The organism is Halochromatium glycolicum, assembly GCF_016584085.1.
GTDB classification, from domain to species: domain Bacteria; phylum Pseudomonadota; class Gammaproteobacteria; order Chromatiales; family Chromatiaceae; genus Lamprobacter; species Lamprobacter glycolicus.
On record NZ_NRSJ01000003.1, the window covers coordinates 38212 to 53320 of the forward strand.

Genomic DNA, 15109 nt, shown 5'->3' on the forward strand with positions numbered 1-15109 from the left:
GCCGGTATTGCCGGCTAGCGGCATTTCAGACGGCGATGCTCGAGCACGGGGAAGGTCTTGCGCAGGAAGACCTGACGATCGCGGTCGAGCGGGCAGCAGACCTGCCCCACGCCGCGGGCCACCTCGGCCAGCACGTTGCCCCAGGGGTCGACGACCATGCTGTGCCCATAGGTTTCCCGTCCGCTGAGATGGAAACCACCTTGGGCAGCGGCGATGACGTAGGCAAGGTTCTCAACCGCGCGGGCGCGCACCAGGGTCTCCCAGTGGGCCTTTCCGGTTTGAGCCGTGAAGGCGGCCGGCACGGCCAGGATCTCGAGGCCGCTATCGACCATCCGACGTGCTGTCTCAGGGAACCGCAGGTCATAGCAGATCAGGACCCCCAGCCGTCCGAACGGGGTGTCGACGACGGGGCTCTGCTCCCCGGGGGCAATGGTCGCCGATTCCTGATAGCGCTCGCCGCCGCTTGGTAGCACGGCATCGAACAGGTGCAGTTTGTCGTAGCGTGCGACCCGATCGCCCTGGGCGTTGTAGATCAGCGCCGCCGAGCGCACCCGCTCCGGGTCGCCGGTGCGGATCGGCACGGTGCCGCCGACCAGCCAGACGCCGTAACGGCGGGCCATCTTCGCCAGAAAATCCTGCAGCTGGCCATTGCCATCGTCTTCGGCGAGACGCAGCAGGTCGCGATCCTGTTGACCCATGAACGCAAAGTTCTCGGGCAGCACGATCAGACCTGCTCCGGCCTCGGCCGACAGGCCGATCAGGCGCTCGGTTTCGATCAGGTTGGCGGTCGTGTTCGGACCAGAGGCCATCTGGATGGCCGCGACCTTCGGTGCTTCGCTCATGGCATTGGGTCAAGGGCGGCGAGAGCGCCACCGATGACGGTTCCGTGTCTGCTCTGTCGATAGTCGGTAACCATAGCACCCCGAGGGACCCGATGGTGCGAGCAGACGCCTCTCCGCCGGCGCGATCCGGCTTCACCCGCTCAGAACCCCTCGAGGAACGGGTTGTCCGGCTCCGTCCGAGCAGGGGAGCGTTTGCGCTGCTGAGCCGATGACGGGCTTGTGTCGTCTGACGCTGACCGCTGCCCGCTCGCCTCGGGGGTGCGGCCCGATTCCGATTCATCGGGGTCTGGCTCGTTGACAAGCAGATCGCCGACGGCCAGCGCCCCACTGGTGCCGATGCGGGTGATCTCCGGATCGCGCCAGGGGCCTTCGACACGGTATGCGTAGCGCCCCAGCCGCTCGACGCCACCATCGGTCACCTTGTCGGCCAGGAAGACGGCGGCGCCGAGCACCGGCCCGCCGGCGACCGCTCCGGCCAGAGCAAGGCCGGTACCGATCTTCGGTGTGACCTCGACGCGCTGATCAAGCAGCCCTTCGACCAGATTGGTCTGGCCGGTGATCTGGATGTCGGCCGGGGGCGCCAAGACCTCGAGGGCGCGGATGCGTGCCTCGCCGCTGCGAATCCTGATCTCGCCCCTGATGCTGTCGAAGCTGAAGCCGTCCTCGAAGACATCGCTGAAATCCAGGCTGAGCCGCCGCCGCAGTGCGCTCGTGTTCAGGATGCCGAGCATGCGCCCGACCCCGGGCTCCATCTCGAGCATGCGTCCAGCGCCGATCTCGAGACCCAATTGCCCGCGCGCACTGGCGAGGGACAGGTCGGACGGTCCCCCGGGCCAGGCAAGATCGATCGACAGCGTGCCCGGGGCGCCGCTCAAGGCGCTGTAGAACCCACTTTCGCGCAGCAGTTCACCAACGGCATCGCTCTGCGCCTCGATCTCGACCACTGTCTCAACGAAATCGGTCGCATCGATCAGCCATTGGCCATGTCCGCTGGCCTGCACATGCGGACCCTCGAGGCTCAGCTCGGTAAAGCGCAGCCCATCAGGCCGAGGTGCGGTCAGGATACGCAGGTGCCCCAGCAGATCATCGCCGTAATGCAGCCGTTCGATCTCGACATCCCAGCCGCCTAGTTGGCTTGGGTCCGCTGCCGAGATCGATGCGCGCCGCGCGCTCTCCCCGGCTTGGTCCCCGGCCTGGTCCTCGGCCTGGTCCTCGGCGAGCGGTGCAATATCTAGTCTCTCGAGCCGGGCCTGGATCGGCTCGCGGCGACTCGGGGGCGGCAGACGGATGCGGCCGCTGCCGGTCTGGTCGGTGCGGAGCTCCACGGTCCAGGCGTCTTCAGACTCAGGCGTGATCAGGGCGTCCAGCCCATCCAGCTGCCAGGCCCCGAAACGGAGCTCGGCGACCTGGAGCTGGACGGGCAGCAGCACGAGCCCCGTCGTGCCGGGGCTGTCCTGGGGCGAGTCCGGCTTGGTCTGAGCGGCCCATTTCAGCCAAGGGTCGAGATCTAGCTGTTCGAGCCGACCGCCTACGCGCAGACGGCCGGGTGGCGGTAGCGCTGATGGAAGCCGATCGAGTCCGATCGCGGCGCGCCGCGCCCGGACCTCGCCCTGTTCGGCCTGACTAAGCTCGAGCAGTGCACCGAGCGCCCCATAGCGAAGATTGACCGACAGGGGCCACTGCCCCTGATAGCGCCCGCTGAGCTGGAAGCGTCGTGCTTCGCCAGCCGATTTGCCGAACGGGGCCGGCGTTTCGACCGCGAGCCCGCGCAGGTTCGAGGTCAGATCGAAGCCGATCGGCGGGTCTGGTTGAACCGCATCGCGGTTCCGCAGCGAGAGCAGCAGACGCCAGTCGAACTCGCCATTGGTCAACCTTGAGAACACCTCCGGAAGCGTCGCTGCGATTGCATTGACAGGGGTCTGGCCGCTGAGGCCGATCTCGGTGCGCGCCTCCGGCGTACCGGCGCCGCGGGTCTCGACGTCGACCGCGATCGGCTGTTCGCCAAGGTTCGCGCTGATCGATTCGGCGGTGATTCCGTCCGGATCGAACCCTAGCTGGCCGCCGATCTCGGTGAAGCGCAGCTCGCTGCCCTTGATCTGCAGGCTCGGCGCGCCGTCACCGAGATCCAGCGTGCCGGCGTAACGGAACGGCAGCCCGCGCGTCAGCGGTACACCGAGATCAAGCCGGAGCTCGCTGCGTCCCTCGATCTCAACCGCGGAGGCGAGCCCGCCAAGCCTGTCTGCCAACGGGGTCGTCGAGAGCACGTGCAGCCCGTCTGCGAGTGGTCCCTCGCCGCGCGCCTCGATCTCCATATAGCGCGGTTGCCATAGGTTGGCCAAGCGGGCCCGGCCGGCTTCGACCCGGATATTGAGGATTGATGCACTCGGCACCTCGATCTCGAGACGGCGGTTCTCGAAGCGCACCGTGGCGGCAATGTCTCGCAGCGGCGGCCAGCTGCGCGAGCGCTGCGGTGCGGCGCTGCGGAGGCCCGTCGTGCTGGCGGGTCTACGTGCACCGACGCCGTAGTCGAGCGTACCCTCGACGGCACGCAGCACGAGCTGGAAACGGCCCTGGTTGTCATCGAAGGGGAATTGATCGAGCGCGCCGCGCAGCAGCAGGTCGCCGGACTCGACCCGGCCGGCAACGATCGCCCGCTGCAGCCAGTCCTCGAGCCGGTCATCCATGATCCCGGCAGGAAGCCATTGACGCAGCCCGCTGATCCGGCCGTTCCGCAGATGGATATGCAGGTCCAAGAATGGACTGGCGCCGGATGGATGGGCGCACAGACTCAAGCGAGTCAATGTCTCGACGTTGGCGGTCTCGGCGCGCAGCGCGGGCGTCCAGAGATGGATCGATCCGGCCGGCATCAGGCGCCAGGCGAGCTTGCCGCGCAGCTGCGTGAAGCGATGGACGCGGGCGAAGAAGGGCCGCAGGTTGAGCTCGACGTCGGCGGCATCGATCTCGGCTCGGCCGCCCTGGGGGCCGAGTTCGCCGCTGAGATCGAGTCCTGCGATGGGGGGGATTGCGGCGCCAGCATTGATGCGAAGGTCCTCGAGCTCGCCCCGGAGACGCCAGTCGACGACCGCGGGCAGGCCGGGCACGCGGCTGGAGCTGTCGCCGTCAGCCGGCGCGTCGATCGCCGCCGCCGATCCTGTCGGCGTAAGGCCGAGATGGAGGGCGAGACGGCGCACCTGACCGCTGACGCCGGCGGTCATGAGCGACGCGGCCGGCTCAGGCAGCTGGGGCGCGATCAGTGCCAGGACCTTGCCGACCGGCCGCAGCGGTACCGCGCCGACTGCGGCGAACAGGCTTGCGGGCGGGCTGGCTGCGCTCGCCGATGGGCTCGGTCTTCGCTGATAGCGTACCCGTGCCTTGGTAGAGGCCATCTCGTCATCGCTACCGGGCCATCGGAGGTCCTGGATATCGAGCTTCCAGCCATCCTCGTCGCGCTGCCAGCGTGCCATGCCAGAGAGCTCGCCGAGACGATAGCCGCGTTGCCCGGCACTGGCCGCCACTGTCAAATCGCTGACTGCGATCCGGGCCAGCGAGTCCTGCAGCTGACCCTCAACGAGCCGGTTCCAGCTCTCCAACTGGAAGGTCGATGTCGCCAGGCTCAATGACCCTCTGCTCGGCGCGTCGATACGCCCTGAGCCAAGGTCCAGGGCGTCTGGGCTTACTGCGGCCCGCCCCGATGCGCCCAGTCCCGATGCGCCCAGTCCCGATGCGCCCAGCCCCGATGCGCCCAGCCCCGATGGGCCCGGCCCCCAAGCGCCTGAGTCGAGTCTGCTTGTATCCTGGCCGCCAGTCTCAGGTGCTGCCGTGACTCGGTCGGCTCCGATCGGTCTGCCGGCGCCTGCCGCTGCTGCGGTCGGACCCAGGCCATATGCGCCGATGTCGGTCCCGAGCCAACCGAGGTAGATGCGGCCGGACCATTGCGCCGGTGTTGCGGCCGGTCCCTCGAAAGCGCCAAGGACCTGTATCTCGCCGGTGGGATCGACATCCGGACGGACGCGCAGTCGCAACCGGTGGGAGCGGCCGTCGTTGTTGAGCTCGGCCACCTCGATCAGAAAGGTTTGCGAGAACCTCGATGCCGAGCCAGGCTCAGTCGTGCCAGCTGTGCCAGCTGTGCCAGCTGTGCCAGCTGTGCCGGCTGTGCCAGCTGTGCGTGCTGCCGGTGCGCTGTCGTGCTGGTCTCGCCAGATCAAGCGGCTATCGAGCAAGCGGAAGCGACCTTGCTTCAGAAAGAAGTCCAGCGCGGCGATATCGTCGCCTCGCATCCTGTCCAGGCCGAGCACGCGCACCTGGCCATCGCGGCCTCGGGCCACCTGGATCTCAGCGCCAACCAGGGTGATGGATTCGATCCGAGGGCGCTGCGCGGTCAGCGATGCGAGCAGATCGATCTCGACGCGCAACGCCCGCGTCCTGAGCAGGACCTGCGGGTCGGATTGCCCGTGCGCGCCAGGCGCGAGCAGCTGTGCATCGCTGAAGGCGAGCACAGGGGACAGTCCGCGCAAGCGCAGCGCGAGGGCGCCGACCTCGACCTCGACGCCGAGGGTCTCGGCGAGACCTGAGATCACCGCCTCGCGCAGCCCTTCGGCGTGCGGCAGCAGCAGCCGTGTCGCGAGCGATAAGATCGCGAACAGGATCAGTGCGCCGGCTGCGACCGTTACAAGGGCGCTTGCAAGCCTATGGAGCGCACGCGTCATCGGGTCAGTCGATGCATCGCCTCCGGCCTAGATCAGGACGACGTCGTAATGCTCTTGAGTGTAGAGCGATTCGGCCTGCAGCTTGATCGGCTTGCCGATGAACTCCTCGAGCTCGGCCAGATGCCCCGACTCTTCGTCGAGGAGACGATCGATGACCTCCTGAGAGGCGAGCACCAACAGTTGCTCGACCTCGAACTGACGGGCCTCGCGCAGGATCTCGCGGAAGATCTCATAACAGGTGGTCTCGGCGGTCTTCAGCGAGCCGCGGCCGCCGCAGCAGGGGCAGGGCTCGCAGAGGATGTGCTCGAGCGACTCATGGGTGCGCTTGCGGGTCATCTCGACCAGGCCGAGCGCCGAGACCTCGGTGATATGGGTCTTGGCGTGATCGCGCGCGAGGCACTTCTCGAGCGCCCGCAGCACCTGCCGCTTGTGCTCCTCATCGGTCATGTCGATGAAGTCGATGATGATGATGCCGCCGAGGTTGCGCAGCCGCAGTTGGCGGCAGATCGCCTGCGCCGCTTCCAGGTTGGTCTTGAAGATCGTCTCCTCGAGGTTGCGGTGACCGACGAAGGCGCCGGTGTTGACGTCGATCGTCGTCATCGCCTCGGTCTGGTCGATCACCAGGTGACCGCCGGACTTGAGCTGGACCTTGCGCTGCAGGGCCTTCTGGATCTCGTCTTCGACGCCATAGAGGTCGAACAGCGGCCGCTCGCCGCCGTAATACTCGATGCGGTCGACGATCTCGGGGATGTACTTGACCGCGAACGGCCTGCCCTTGTCGACGGTCGCGCGTGAGTCGATCCGGATGCGCTCGACCTCCGGGGTGACCAGGTCGCGCAGCGCGCGCAGCGCGAGCGGCAGATCATCGTGGATCAGACCGATCTCGCTGCTGTTGTCGCAACGCTCCTTGATCCCGCGCCAGAGCTTGGCCAGGAACGCCATGTCGCGGCACAGGTCCTCGTCCTCGACGGTCTCGGCGGCGGTGCGGGCGATGTAACCGCCGACGCCCTCGTGCTCGTCGACGTAGGCTTGCAGGATCTCGCGCAGGCGCTTGCGCTCGTCGTCGTCCTCGATCTTCTGCGAGACCCCGGTGTTGCCCAGGCGCGGCATGAAGACCAGGTAGCGCGACGCGATCGAGATATTGGTCGTGAGTCGCGCGCCCTTGGTGCCGAGCGGGTCCTTGACCACCTGCACCAGGATTGGGTCGCCCTCCTTGACCAGGTTGGTGATCTGCTCACTGCGCGCCTCGCCGTCGGTGGTGATGATGTCGGAGGCATGTAGGAAGGCCGCGCGGTCGAGGCCGATCTCGACGAAGGCCGCCTGCATCCCGGGCAGCACGCGGCAGATGCGGCCGCGATAGATGTTGCCGACCAGGCCGCAGCGCTCGGCCCGCTCGATGATGATCTCCTGAACGACACCGTTCTCGATCACCGCCACGCGCGTCTCGGGCGGAGTGACGTTGATCAGGATCTCTTCGCTCATGGGGTGGGCGCAGTGGGCGCGGTCGTCCGGTTCATCGATATCGACCTCGTGACTCTCGGTCCTGGTTGGCTGAATGGCGGGTGCTGCGTTCGGTCGCAGCGGGGAAGCCGGGCTCTGGCGGTGGCCATCGGTGTCATTGGCCGACGGAACCGAAGGCCGGTCCTTCCGATCCGTCGCGGCTCATTGAAGTAAGCGAGCGCGTCTGCTCGCCTGCCTCAGGCGATTTCTGTCAAAGCTCATACCGCCTTGCTGGTCTTTTCGCTCGCCTTCTTCGTCGCGCCGCCGGTCACATAGCCCGGCTATGCTCCCGGCGCCGCTTCCGGAAGGCAAACCCGGAAGGAAAACCCGGAAAGCAAGCCCGGAAGGCAAACCCGGAAGGCAAACCCGGAAGGCAAACCCGGAAGGCAAACGAGGATACTACGCAATTCGGTCTGAGCCTCTCCGATCATCGCCTAAGATCGAAGCACCTCGATCCCTTGTTCGCGCAATAGGGCCGCGGTTTCGTACAGCGGCAGCCCGACCACGTTGCTGTAACTGCCATGCAGGGACTCAACGAACATGGCCCCGAGCCCCTGTATCGCATAGGCGCCGGCCTTGTCGCGCGGTTCGCCACTCTCCCAGTACGACAACGCCTCACTGGGTTCGATCTTACGCATCCGCACCGCGGTTCGGCTGAGGCACTGGCGTTGAGACGGCGCTCTGGCGCCCTCGGGGCCGACGGCAAGGACGGTGACTGCGGTCAGTACCTCATGCGTGCGATCGGATAATAAGGCTAGCATCGACAGCGCTGTTTCGGCATCGGCCGGTTTGCCGAGGGGGCGGCCATCGATGACGACCGCGGTGTCGGCGGCCAGCAGCGGCCCCGTCGGGGCCTCGGGCAACCTCGCCCAGCCCGCCTGGGCCTTGGCTGCGGCAATGCGGGTCACGTAGGCATCAGGCGGTTCATCCGGCTCGGGCGTCTCATCGATTTCGGCAATGATCACAACGGGGCTGAGGCCGAGCTGCTCGAGCAGCTGCAATCGCCGCGGTGATTGCGATGCGAGATAGAGCTGCAGCGGTTCTGGGTGCCGCGGGCGTGACTGCAGAGGGGACGATTGCATCGGGGACGATTGCGCCGGGGAGGATTGCGCCGGGGAGGATTGCGCCGGGGAGGATTGCGCCGGTGAGGATTGCGCTGGGGAGGATTGCGAAGGGCTGGGCTCCACTGCAGCGACCTGCATTGAAGCCATGTCCTGGGCTGGGTCCGTATCGTTTGACACAGAGGATCGATTCGAGCTCATTGCGCTCCTCGGTGGTAGGGGTGGCCTTGGAGGATCGTCCAGGCACGATAGAGCTGCTCAGCGAGGACGACGCGCACGAGTCCATGCGGGAGTGTCAGCTCGGAGAGCGACCAGCGCCGCTCCGCGCGCGCGAGGCAGCGCTCATCGAGGCCCTCGGCACCTCCAACCAGCAGGGCGATATCGCGGCCGCTGGCGAGCCAATCCTCGAGCTCGGATGCGAGTGCCTCGGTGGACCAGCTGCGGCCGCGGACATCGAGTGCGATCACCAGCGCGGTCGGCGGCGTCGCCTTCAAGAGTCGCTGGCCCTCGATCTCCAGTATCCGCTCGCGCTGCGCTCTAGAGGGCTGCCCGCCTTGTCCGTGCTTGCCGCGAACGGCAGGCTCGATCTCGACCAGCGATAGGGTGCAGCTCGGTGGCAGCCGCTTGGCGTACTCGCTGAAACCCGCGTCGACCCAGGCCGGCATTCGCCGTCCGACGCTCAGGATTTGGATACGCATCGCAGATCAAGCCCAAGCGGCGGTGCTACGGTTCGGAGAATCGAAATCGAAATCAAGACTTGTGAAACCTTGTCAAGTAAGCGAGGATTGTCCTTGTTTTACATGACAATCGCTGGAGGATGCATTGCAGGATCATGACTAGGCTGCCGACACCCCGCCCCTGCTCCGCGCACCGCCTGTGGTACCTGCGTGGTCCGTTGTCCGCGCATCTCCTTCTCTTCCTCATGCTGCTCATCGTGACCCTGCTCACCGGCTGTGCCGGCGGTGGAGGCTTGCGCGGTGACGGCCTCAAGTCGATGGACTACAGCGCCTCCGACACCTTCCCGGTGCCGGACCCGATTCAGCCCAATGTCGACTTCTGGCGCAAGGTCTATGGCGTTTGGAGCCGCTCCGAGGTGGCGTTCCACGATGACGAGCATCTGGGTGTCGTCTATGAGGTCGCAGAGCTGCCCGGCGCCACGCGCGAAGGCTATACCAATGCGCAGCGGAATTGGGTGAGAGCGCGCAAGGCGATGTATCGGGATCAACTGCGCGCGCTCGAGTCCAAGGTGCGGCGCGATGCACCGCTCAGCAGCACGGATAAGGCACTGCTCGCCAAGCTCGAGCGTGGCGCGGGCCGCGATGCGGTCTATGGCGCCGCCGACCGTGTGCGCAGTCAGCGCGGTGTGCGCGAGCGCTTCCGGCGCGGGCTCGAGATCAGCGGTCGTTATGACGAGCATTTCCGCAAGACGATGCGGGCTCGGGGTGTGCCCGAGGACCTCGCCTATCTCCCGCATGTCGAATCCTCGTTCCAGACCCACGCGCGCTCGAGCGTCGGGGCCGCGGGCATCTGGCAGTTCATGCCGGCGACTGGCCGTGACTATGGCATGCGCGTCGATCGTGTGATCGATGAGCGCCTCGATCCGATTACCTGTGCCGACGGGGCGGCCCGTTATCTGTCGGCGGCCCATCGCCTGCTCGGTAGCTGGCCGCTGGCGATCACCTCTTACAACCACGGCAAGGGCGGGATGGCCAATGCCAAGGCCCAGCATGGCAGCGACATCGGCAAGATCGTCAAACACTACAAGGGTCGAGCGTTCGGATTCGCGTCCCGAAATTTCTATGCCTCGTTCGTTGCCGCCCGGGAGGTCGCCGAGCATCCGAAGCGCTATTTCCCGGAGGGGATTCGCTACGAGGAGCCCTGGTCCTCCGAACGCATCGTGCTGCGCAGCGCGATGCCGGCTGAGCATGTCGCGCAACATTACGGCATCCCAACGGCCCGTCTCGGCAGGCTCAATCTACACTGGCGCGAGCCCGCACTGAATGGCCGTTCCCGGTTGCCGGGTGGCACCACGGTCTGGCTTCCGAAGGGCAGCCTCGCGCGGGTCGCCAGTCTGCCTCCGGCCTACGACGATCGCATCCGTGTCGCGTCGACGGCGACGCTCAGCACAGGCTCTGGCTCCAATCCTGGCAGAGCCGCCGCCGAACGCCGCCAGGCGAGCCGTTCGTCCGTCGCGAGCGCGGCAAGCCCCGCGGTTGCGAAGCCTGCAGCGAAACGGGCGCCCAAGTACCACGTCGTGAAGCCCGACGAAACCCTGTATCGGGTCGCGGTCAGCAACGGCATCTCGGTTGAGAAGCTTCGGCAGCTCAATCGGTTGGGGCCGAACGAGAACACGATCCGGGTCGGTCAGAGGCTTCGGGTGAGCGGCTGACGGAACGGGCGGTCCCGGAAACGACGGTCGGCCGGTGCGCAGTCCGGGCACGGGCTTGTCACTGACGACCTCATGCGCTTGCGGGGCCTGAGCTGGGCCCTGAACCGGGCCTTGAGCTGGGCCCTGAGCTGGGTCTTGAGCTGGGTCTTGAGCTGGGCCGGAATCGGCGCACCTGCCGACAGAAGTCGCGGTGAGTCGAGGGTTTGGTTGTCGGCCGGTAGCGCAGTCGCAGGTACTGCTCGACGATGGCCGCGGCCGATTGCTCCAGATCGGGCCTCGCCTGCTGTATCCGCTCGAGGTAATGGAACGGACCCTCGTTGCGCTCCGGAGGGAGCCCGATGCGGGCGAGGCGGCGGCCGAATTGCTGCCAGCAGCGCTGGACCGGGTCGCGCGGTCGGGGCTGGCGCGCCAGCACGAGGACCCAGGTGAGCATCACGGCCGACCCGGCGATCGTCATCAAGATCGCCAGGCCGTACTCGCGCAGCGCCTCGAGACCGAGCCGATCCAGCAACCGCAGCTGATCGCGGCTCGAGAACCCGAGCACCCAATTCTTCCAGCCGGAATCGAGCGCATCGGCCAGGAAGCGGGCGCCGCGGAGCAATTGGCCCAGTGCGCTCGTCTCCTCGATGCGGAAGCGCGCCGGCGCCGTGCGTCCGAGGGTGTCGAACCGCAGTTCGCGCTCGATGCGCTCGGCGGCAATGGCCGCGGTCGGGTCCACCCGCACCCAGCCTTGGCCGTCGAGCCAGACCTCGGCCCAGGCATGGGCGTCGGATTGCCTGACCAGGTAGTCGCCGCTCAGCGGGTTGTATTCGGCACCGAGATAACCGAGCACGATCCGCGCAGGGACCCCAGCCAGCCGCATCAGCAGCGTGAAGCTCGAGGCGTAATGCTCGCAGAAGCCGGCCCGGGTCTCGAACAGGAACGCATCGGTGGGGTTGTCGCCGAGCGTTGGCGGCAGCAGCGTATAGCGGAACGGCGCCCGATTGAAGAAGCCCAGCGCCTGTTCCACGACCTCGGCAGCCGAGCCGGACTGCTCCCGCCAGCCGCCGACCAGCGCGCGCATGCGCTCGGTGACATTGGACGGCAGCTGAAGAGCGGCCCGCTCGTCCATTGCGGAGAGCCCGCTCATCCGATAGTCGACGACCGAGCTCGCCCGATACAGCCGCAGATCGGTCACCGGCTTCGACGCGAGTAGCTGGAAGTCGGCGGTCAGGCGGGCACCATCCGGCAGCTGGGTCGGCAGCTCGAGGGCGAACAGCCAGTGCTGATCGGTTGGCTCGAGCAGCACGCTATAGCGGATCGGCTCGCTGATGAGCGTCCGGGTCGGCATCCGGTCGGCCGCAGACGCGGCGTCTGTTTGTTGCTCGGGACGCGGCACCCAGCGCTGGCCGTTCGTGCGCCAGAGTACCGGTCCGCGCCAGTACATCGCGTCGGGGGGCAGAGCCGGCGGTGAATCGAAACGTACCCGGAACGCATCCTCACCCGAGACGATCAGCTCGCTGATCGAGCCCGGCTCGAGCGAATCCGTGAGTCCGGTCACGCCGCGCTCATCGTCGAGCTGAAGATCCCACAGCGGTGCGTCGAGCCGCGGAAAGAGCACAAACAGCACCAGCGCCAGCGGCATGGCCTGTGCTGTCAGGATCAGTGCTCTGTGACCCGCAGCGCGCCAATCGGCGAGTCGGTGTTCCGGCCGCCCCGCGACGCTGAGATCGGCCAGCAATGCGACCGCGCCGATCAGCATCAGCACCATCCAGGCCGCAAGCCAGGGGGATTCGCCGAACAGGAACTGGATCACGAGCAGAAAACCAAAGGTGACCATCAGCACCCGGAGGTCACGGACCGTGCGGCTCTCGAGCCGCTTCAACGCGATCATCACCAGCAGCAGCGCGCTGCCGGCGTTCTGGCCGACGAGCGAGTGGTAGGCATCGAGCACGAGCAGACCGCCGAGCAGGGTCAGGGCGAGCAGTAGCCACCGGTTCGGCTGCAGACGCGGCCAACGGACTATCGCGGCGCTGATTCCGAGCAACGCGAGCACGAACAGCCCGACCTGCAGGCGCAGCGCGAGCAACAGTGGTAAGGCGCCGAGCCCGAGCAGTGCCGTCGCGGCGCTGAGCTGCCAGGCATCCGGGCGACGACTGCGGTAGCGGTCACCGCCGGTACTCGGTGGTTCGGCGACTCGATCCGCCCGGTTCTGCTGGGCTGCCTCGTGGGAGCGGGACCAAAGCCGATACGAGCGTCCCTGCGGCCGATCTCGGCGCTGGCTGATCCGGCGTTGTGCAGCCACTAGCTATTGCACCTGATCGCCGGACAGAAGGCGCCACAGGGTTCAGGGCCTGCGCATCGATCTCGTTCGGCGTTCAGCATGATTGCCTGATCTCGAGCCAGCTCAGGCTGCGCGAGGCGCGCTCGGCGCTGAATCGAATTCAGCCGGATAGCGGGCCAGGGCCTCAAGGCACCGACGCTTGTGATGCTCGCCGCGGCCAGCAGGAATGACCTCGGTGCCAAGTCGCAGCCCATACCGTAACGGTCGGGCCTCCGCATCCAGTATCTGCCTGGTCAGCACAGAGAGCCGCTGCTCGAGGTTGCCGCGATGCTGATGCAGATCGAGCTGCACCTCGGCCGCCGGGTCGCCGGCGAACTCTTTGGTGACCAATCCGCGCTCGCGGGCCAGGACCTTCCAATCGATCTGCCGCGGCGAGTCGCCGGGGCGGTAGCCGCGTGAGCCGATAAAGTCCTCAGCGCCGCTATCGCGCCAAGCCGCGGCCTCGGCCTTGGCTTCGCTGCGATGATCCGCTGTGGTGCCGAGCCCGGGCGGAGGCGCTTCCGGCGCCGGTGCAGGATAGACCAGGACCTGCGCCGGGGTCCGGGTCCAGGCCCAGGCACGGAACAGACCGAGCGGGTGTCGGGTCTCGATCAGGAGCTCGTCGATCTGTACCGGTCCGCGATGGAACGTCGCAACGCTGACGTCGATCTCGGCGTGAGCGCTGGCGGGGATCGGACCGCAGCCGCCGCCGCGCAGGCAGACCTCCCCATGGTCGCGGCCGCGCCAATCCCAGAGCTCGACCCGGAAGCGGGCTTGCCGGCCGCAGAAGACCGGCTCGGCGTCGGCGCAGCGCACCGATAGCCCGAGCAGGTTGTACCAGCAGTGGTGCATGCTCACCAGTGCGATGCCGGCCATCAGGAAGGTCAGGAACAGACCGAGGTTGTTCTGGTAGTTCAGGGAGCCGAGCAGGGTCGCGAACAACATCGCACCGAACGCGAAACCGGTCGCGGTCGGCAGGATGTAGATCCGTCGCGCGCCGATCGTCGCGATCCCGTCGTGATCATGGGGGCAGCGACGCATGAGACCGTCGAGCCAGGCCTGCTGTCTCCTGCTGGTCAAGGGTGCGAGGCGATCCGAAGTGCGACGATCAAAACGGCCGCTCGACTCGCGCAGTCTCTTGATTTCGCCAGCCGCAGGGGACGTTCTGCTCGAAGGTTTGCAGCAGGCGTCGCTTGTCCGCAGTCGAGTCAGGGCGCGGCTCAAAGCGGATCAACAGCAAAGTCTTCGACATCTTGTGCAAGCGCCCCGGGGTAAGCGGTCAACTGCGGTTTCTAGGGTTAAGGGATCGGGACGGCGTCGAGGATCTGGGCCGCGGCGCTCGGATCGGCATGGGGATCGCCGTCGTCACCTTGTCTCAAACGGTGCGCCACCACGGCCGGCAACACCTCCTGGATGTCATCGGGGGCGACGAAATCACGCCCATCGACGAGCGCCCAGGCCTTTGCGGCCCTTAGCAGGCCAATGCCGGCGCGCGGCGAGAGTCCATGGCGGAAACGACTGCTCGCACGCGTATAATCGAGGATTCCCAGGCAGTAATCGATGATCGGCGGCGCGGCATGAACCCCCTCGAGCCTTGCCTGGGCCTGAACGAGGGTCTCGGCATCCATGAGCGGTTCCATGCCGGCGACCAGCGCGCGTCGATCTTCGCCGGCGAGCAACAGCCGCTCTTGGTCCTGGCTCGGATAGCCGAGCGCGATCCGCATCAGGAAGCGATCGAGCTGCGACTCCGGTAGCGGAAAGGTGCCCACCTGATGCGCGGGGTTTTGCGTCGCGATCACGAAGAACGGTTGCGGGAGGCTTCGAGTCTCGCCCTCCGCTGTGACCTGGCGCTCTTCCATTGCCTCGAGCAGTGCGCTCTGGGCCTTCGGGGTCGCGCGATTGATCTCGTCGGCCAGCACCACTTGGGCGAAGACAGGGCCGGGGTGGAAGCGAAACTGCTCGGCGGAGCGGTCGTAGATGGAGACGCCGAGCACATCCGCTGGCAGCATATCGCTGGTGAACTGGATGCGCGAATACCGGAGCCCGAGCAGCCGGGCCAGCAGGTGGGCGAGCGTGGTCTTGCCGACGCCGGGCAGGTCTTCGATCAGCAGATGCCCACCGGCGAGCAGACAGATGAACGCCAGCTTGAGCTCCTGCGTCTTGCCGAGGATGACCGAGCCGGCCGCCTCGATAAGCGGTCGAAAGGGGTTGAGCGCTGGCGCAGCGCCGACAGGTTTGAGCATAGCGATGGGTGAGCGCTCAGGCCGTCAGGGGCGCTTCGAATCTTAGGCCGTTCGGCAAATGATAGG

9 protein-coding genes are annotated in these 15109 nt (G+C 66.8%); 1 reads left to right on the forward strand and 8 read right to left on the reverse strand.

Annotation, left to right across the window (positions count from 1 at the left end):
• Positions 1 to 14: 14 nt before the first annotated feature.
• From CKO40_RS02490 to rlmH, 5 genes are all read right to left on the reverse strand, one after another.
• Positions 15 to 842 carry a carbon-nitrogen hydrolase family protein gene (locus CKO40_RS02490; RefSeq protein WP_200344427.1) on the reverse strand — a complete coding sequence of 276 codons (828 nt, stop codon included), beginning with the start codon at positions 840 to 842 and terminating at the stop codon, positions 15 to 17.
• A 140-nt stretch (positions 843 to 982) separates the two neighbouring features.
• Complete coding sequence (locus tag CKO40_RS02495; protein ID WP_200344429.1) at positions 983 to 5548, reverse strand: YhdP family protein; 4566 nt, start codon at positions 5546 to 5548, stop codon at positions 983 to 985.
• A 27-nt stretch (positions 5549 to 5575) separates the two neighbouring features.
• On the reverse strand, positions 5576 to 7030 hold the full coding sequence (rng, locus tag CKO40_RS02500; protein ID WP_200344431.1) for a ribonuclease G: 1455 nt from the start codon (positions 7028 to 7030) through the stop codon (positions 5576 to 5578).
• Positions 7031 to 7482: 452 nt separating this feature from the next.
• Positions 7483 to 8130 (reverse strand): Maf family protein, encoded by a 648-nt coding sequence (locus tag CKO40_RS02505; protein ID WP_200344433.1) that lies wholly within the window; start codon positions 8128 to 8130, stop codon positions 7483 to 7485.
• Positions 8131 to 8306: 176 nt separating this feature from the next.
• Positions 8307 to 8807, reverse strand: coding sequence for a 23S rRNA (pseudouridine(1915)-N(3))-methyltransferase RlmH (gene rlmH, locus CKO40_RS02510; RefSeq protein ID WP_200344435.1), 501 nt, complete (start codon positions 8805 to 8807; stop codon positions 8307 to 8309).
• Between the two features lie 224 nt (positions 8808 to 9031).
• On the opposite strand from rlmH, the gene CKO40_RS02515 reads away from it, so the two are divergent.
• Positions 9032 to 10498, forward strand: a complete 1467-nt coding sequence (locus CKO40_RS02515; protein ID WP_200344437.1) for a lytic transglycosylase domain-containing protein — start codon at positions 9032 to 9034, stop codon at positions 10496 to 10498.
• Positions 10499 to 10568: 70 nt separating this feature from the next.
• Here CKO40_RS02515 and CKO40_RS02520 read toward each other — a convergent pair whose 3' ends face one another.
• The 3 genes from CKO40_RS02520 to CKO40_RS02530 all read right to left on the reverse strand — a co-directional run bounded on the left by CKO40_RS02520 (position 10569) and on the right by CKO40_RS02530 (position 15043).
• Positions 10569 to 12782, reverse strand: a complete 2214-nt coding sequence (locus CKO40_RS02520; RefSeq protein ID WP_200344439.1) for a transglutaminaseTgpA domain-containing protein — start codon at positions 12780 to 12782, stop codon at positions 10569 to 10571.
• Between the two features lie 102 nt (positions 12783 to 12884).
• The gene (locus CKO40_RS02525) at positions 12885 to 13841 is read right to left on the reverse strand and encodes a DUF58 domain-containing protein (protein WP_200344441.1); all 957 of its coding nucleotides are present in this window, start codon (positions 13839 to 13841) and stop codon (positions 12885 to 12887) included.
• A 257-nt stretch (positions 13842 to 14098) separates the two neighbouring features.
• On the reverse strand, positions 14099 to 15043 hold the full coding sequence (locus CKO40_RS02530) for an AAA family ATPase (protein ID WP_200344444.1): 945 nt from the start codon (positions 15041 to 15043) through the stop codon (positions 14099 to 14101).
• Between the last annotated feature and the right edge of the window lie 66 nt (positions 15044 to 15109).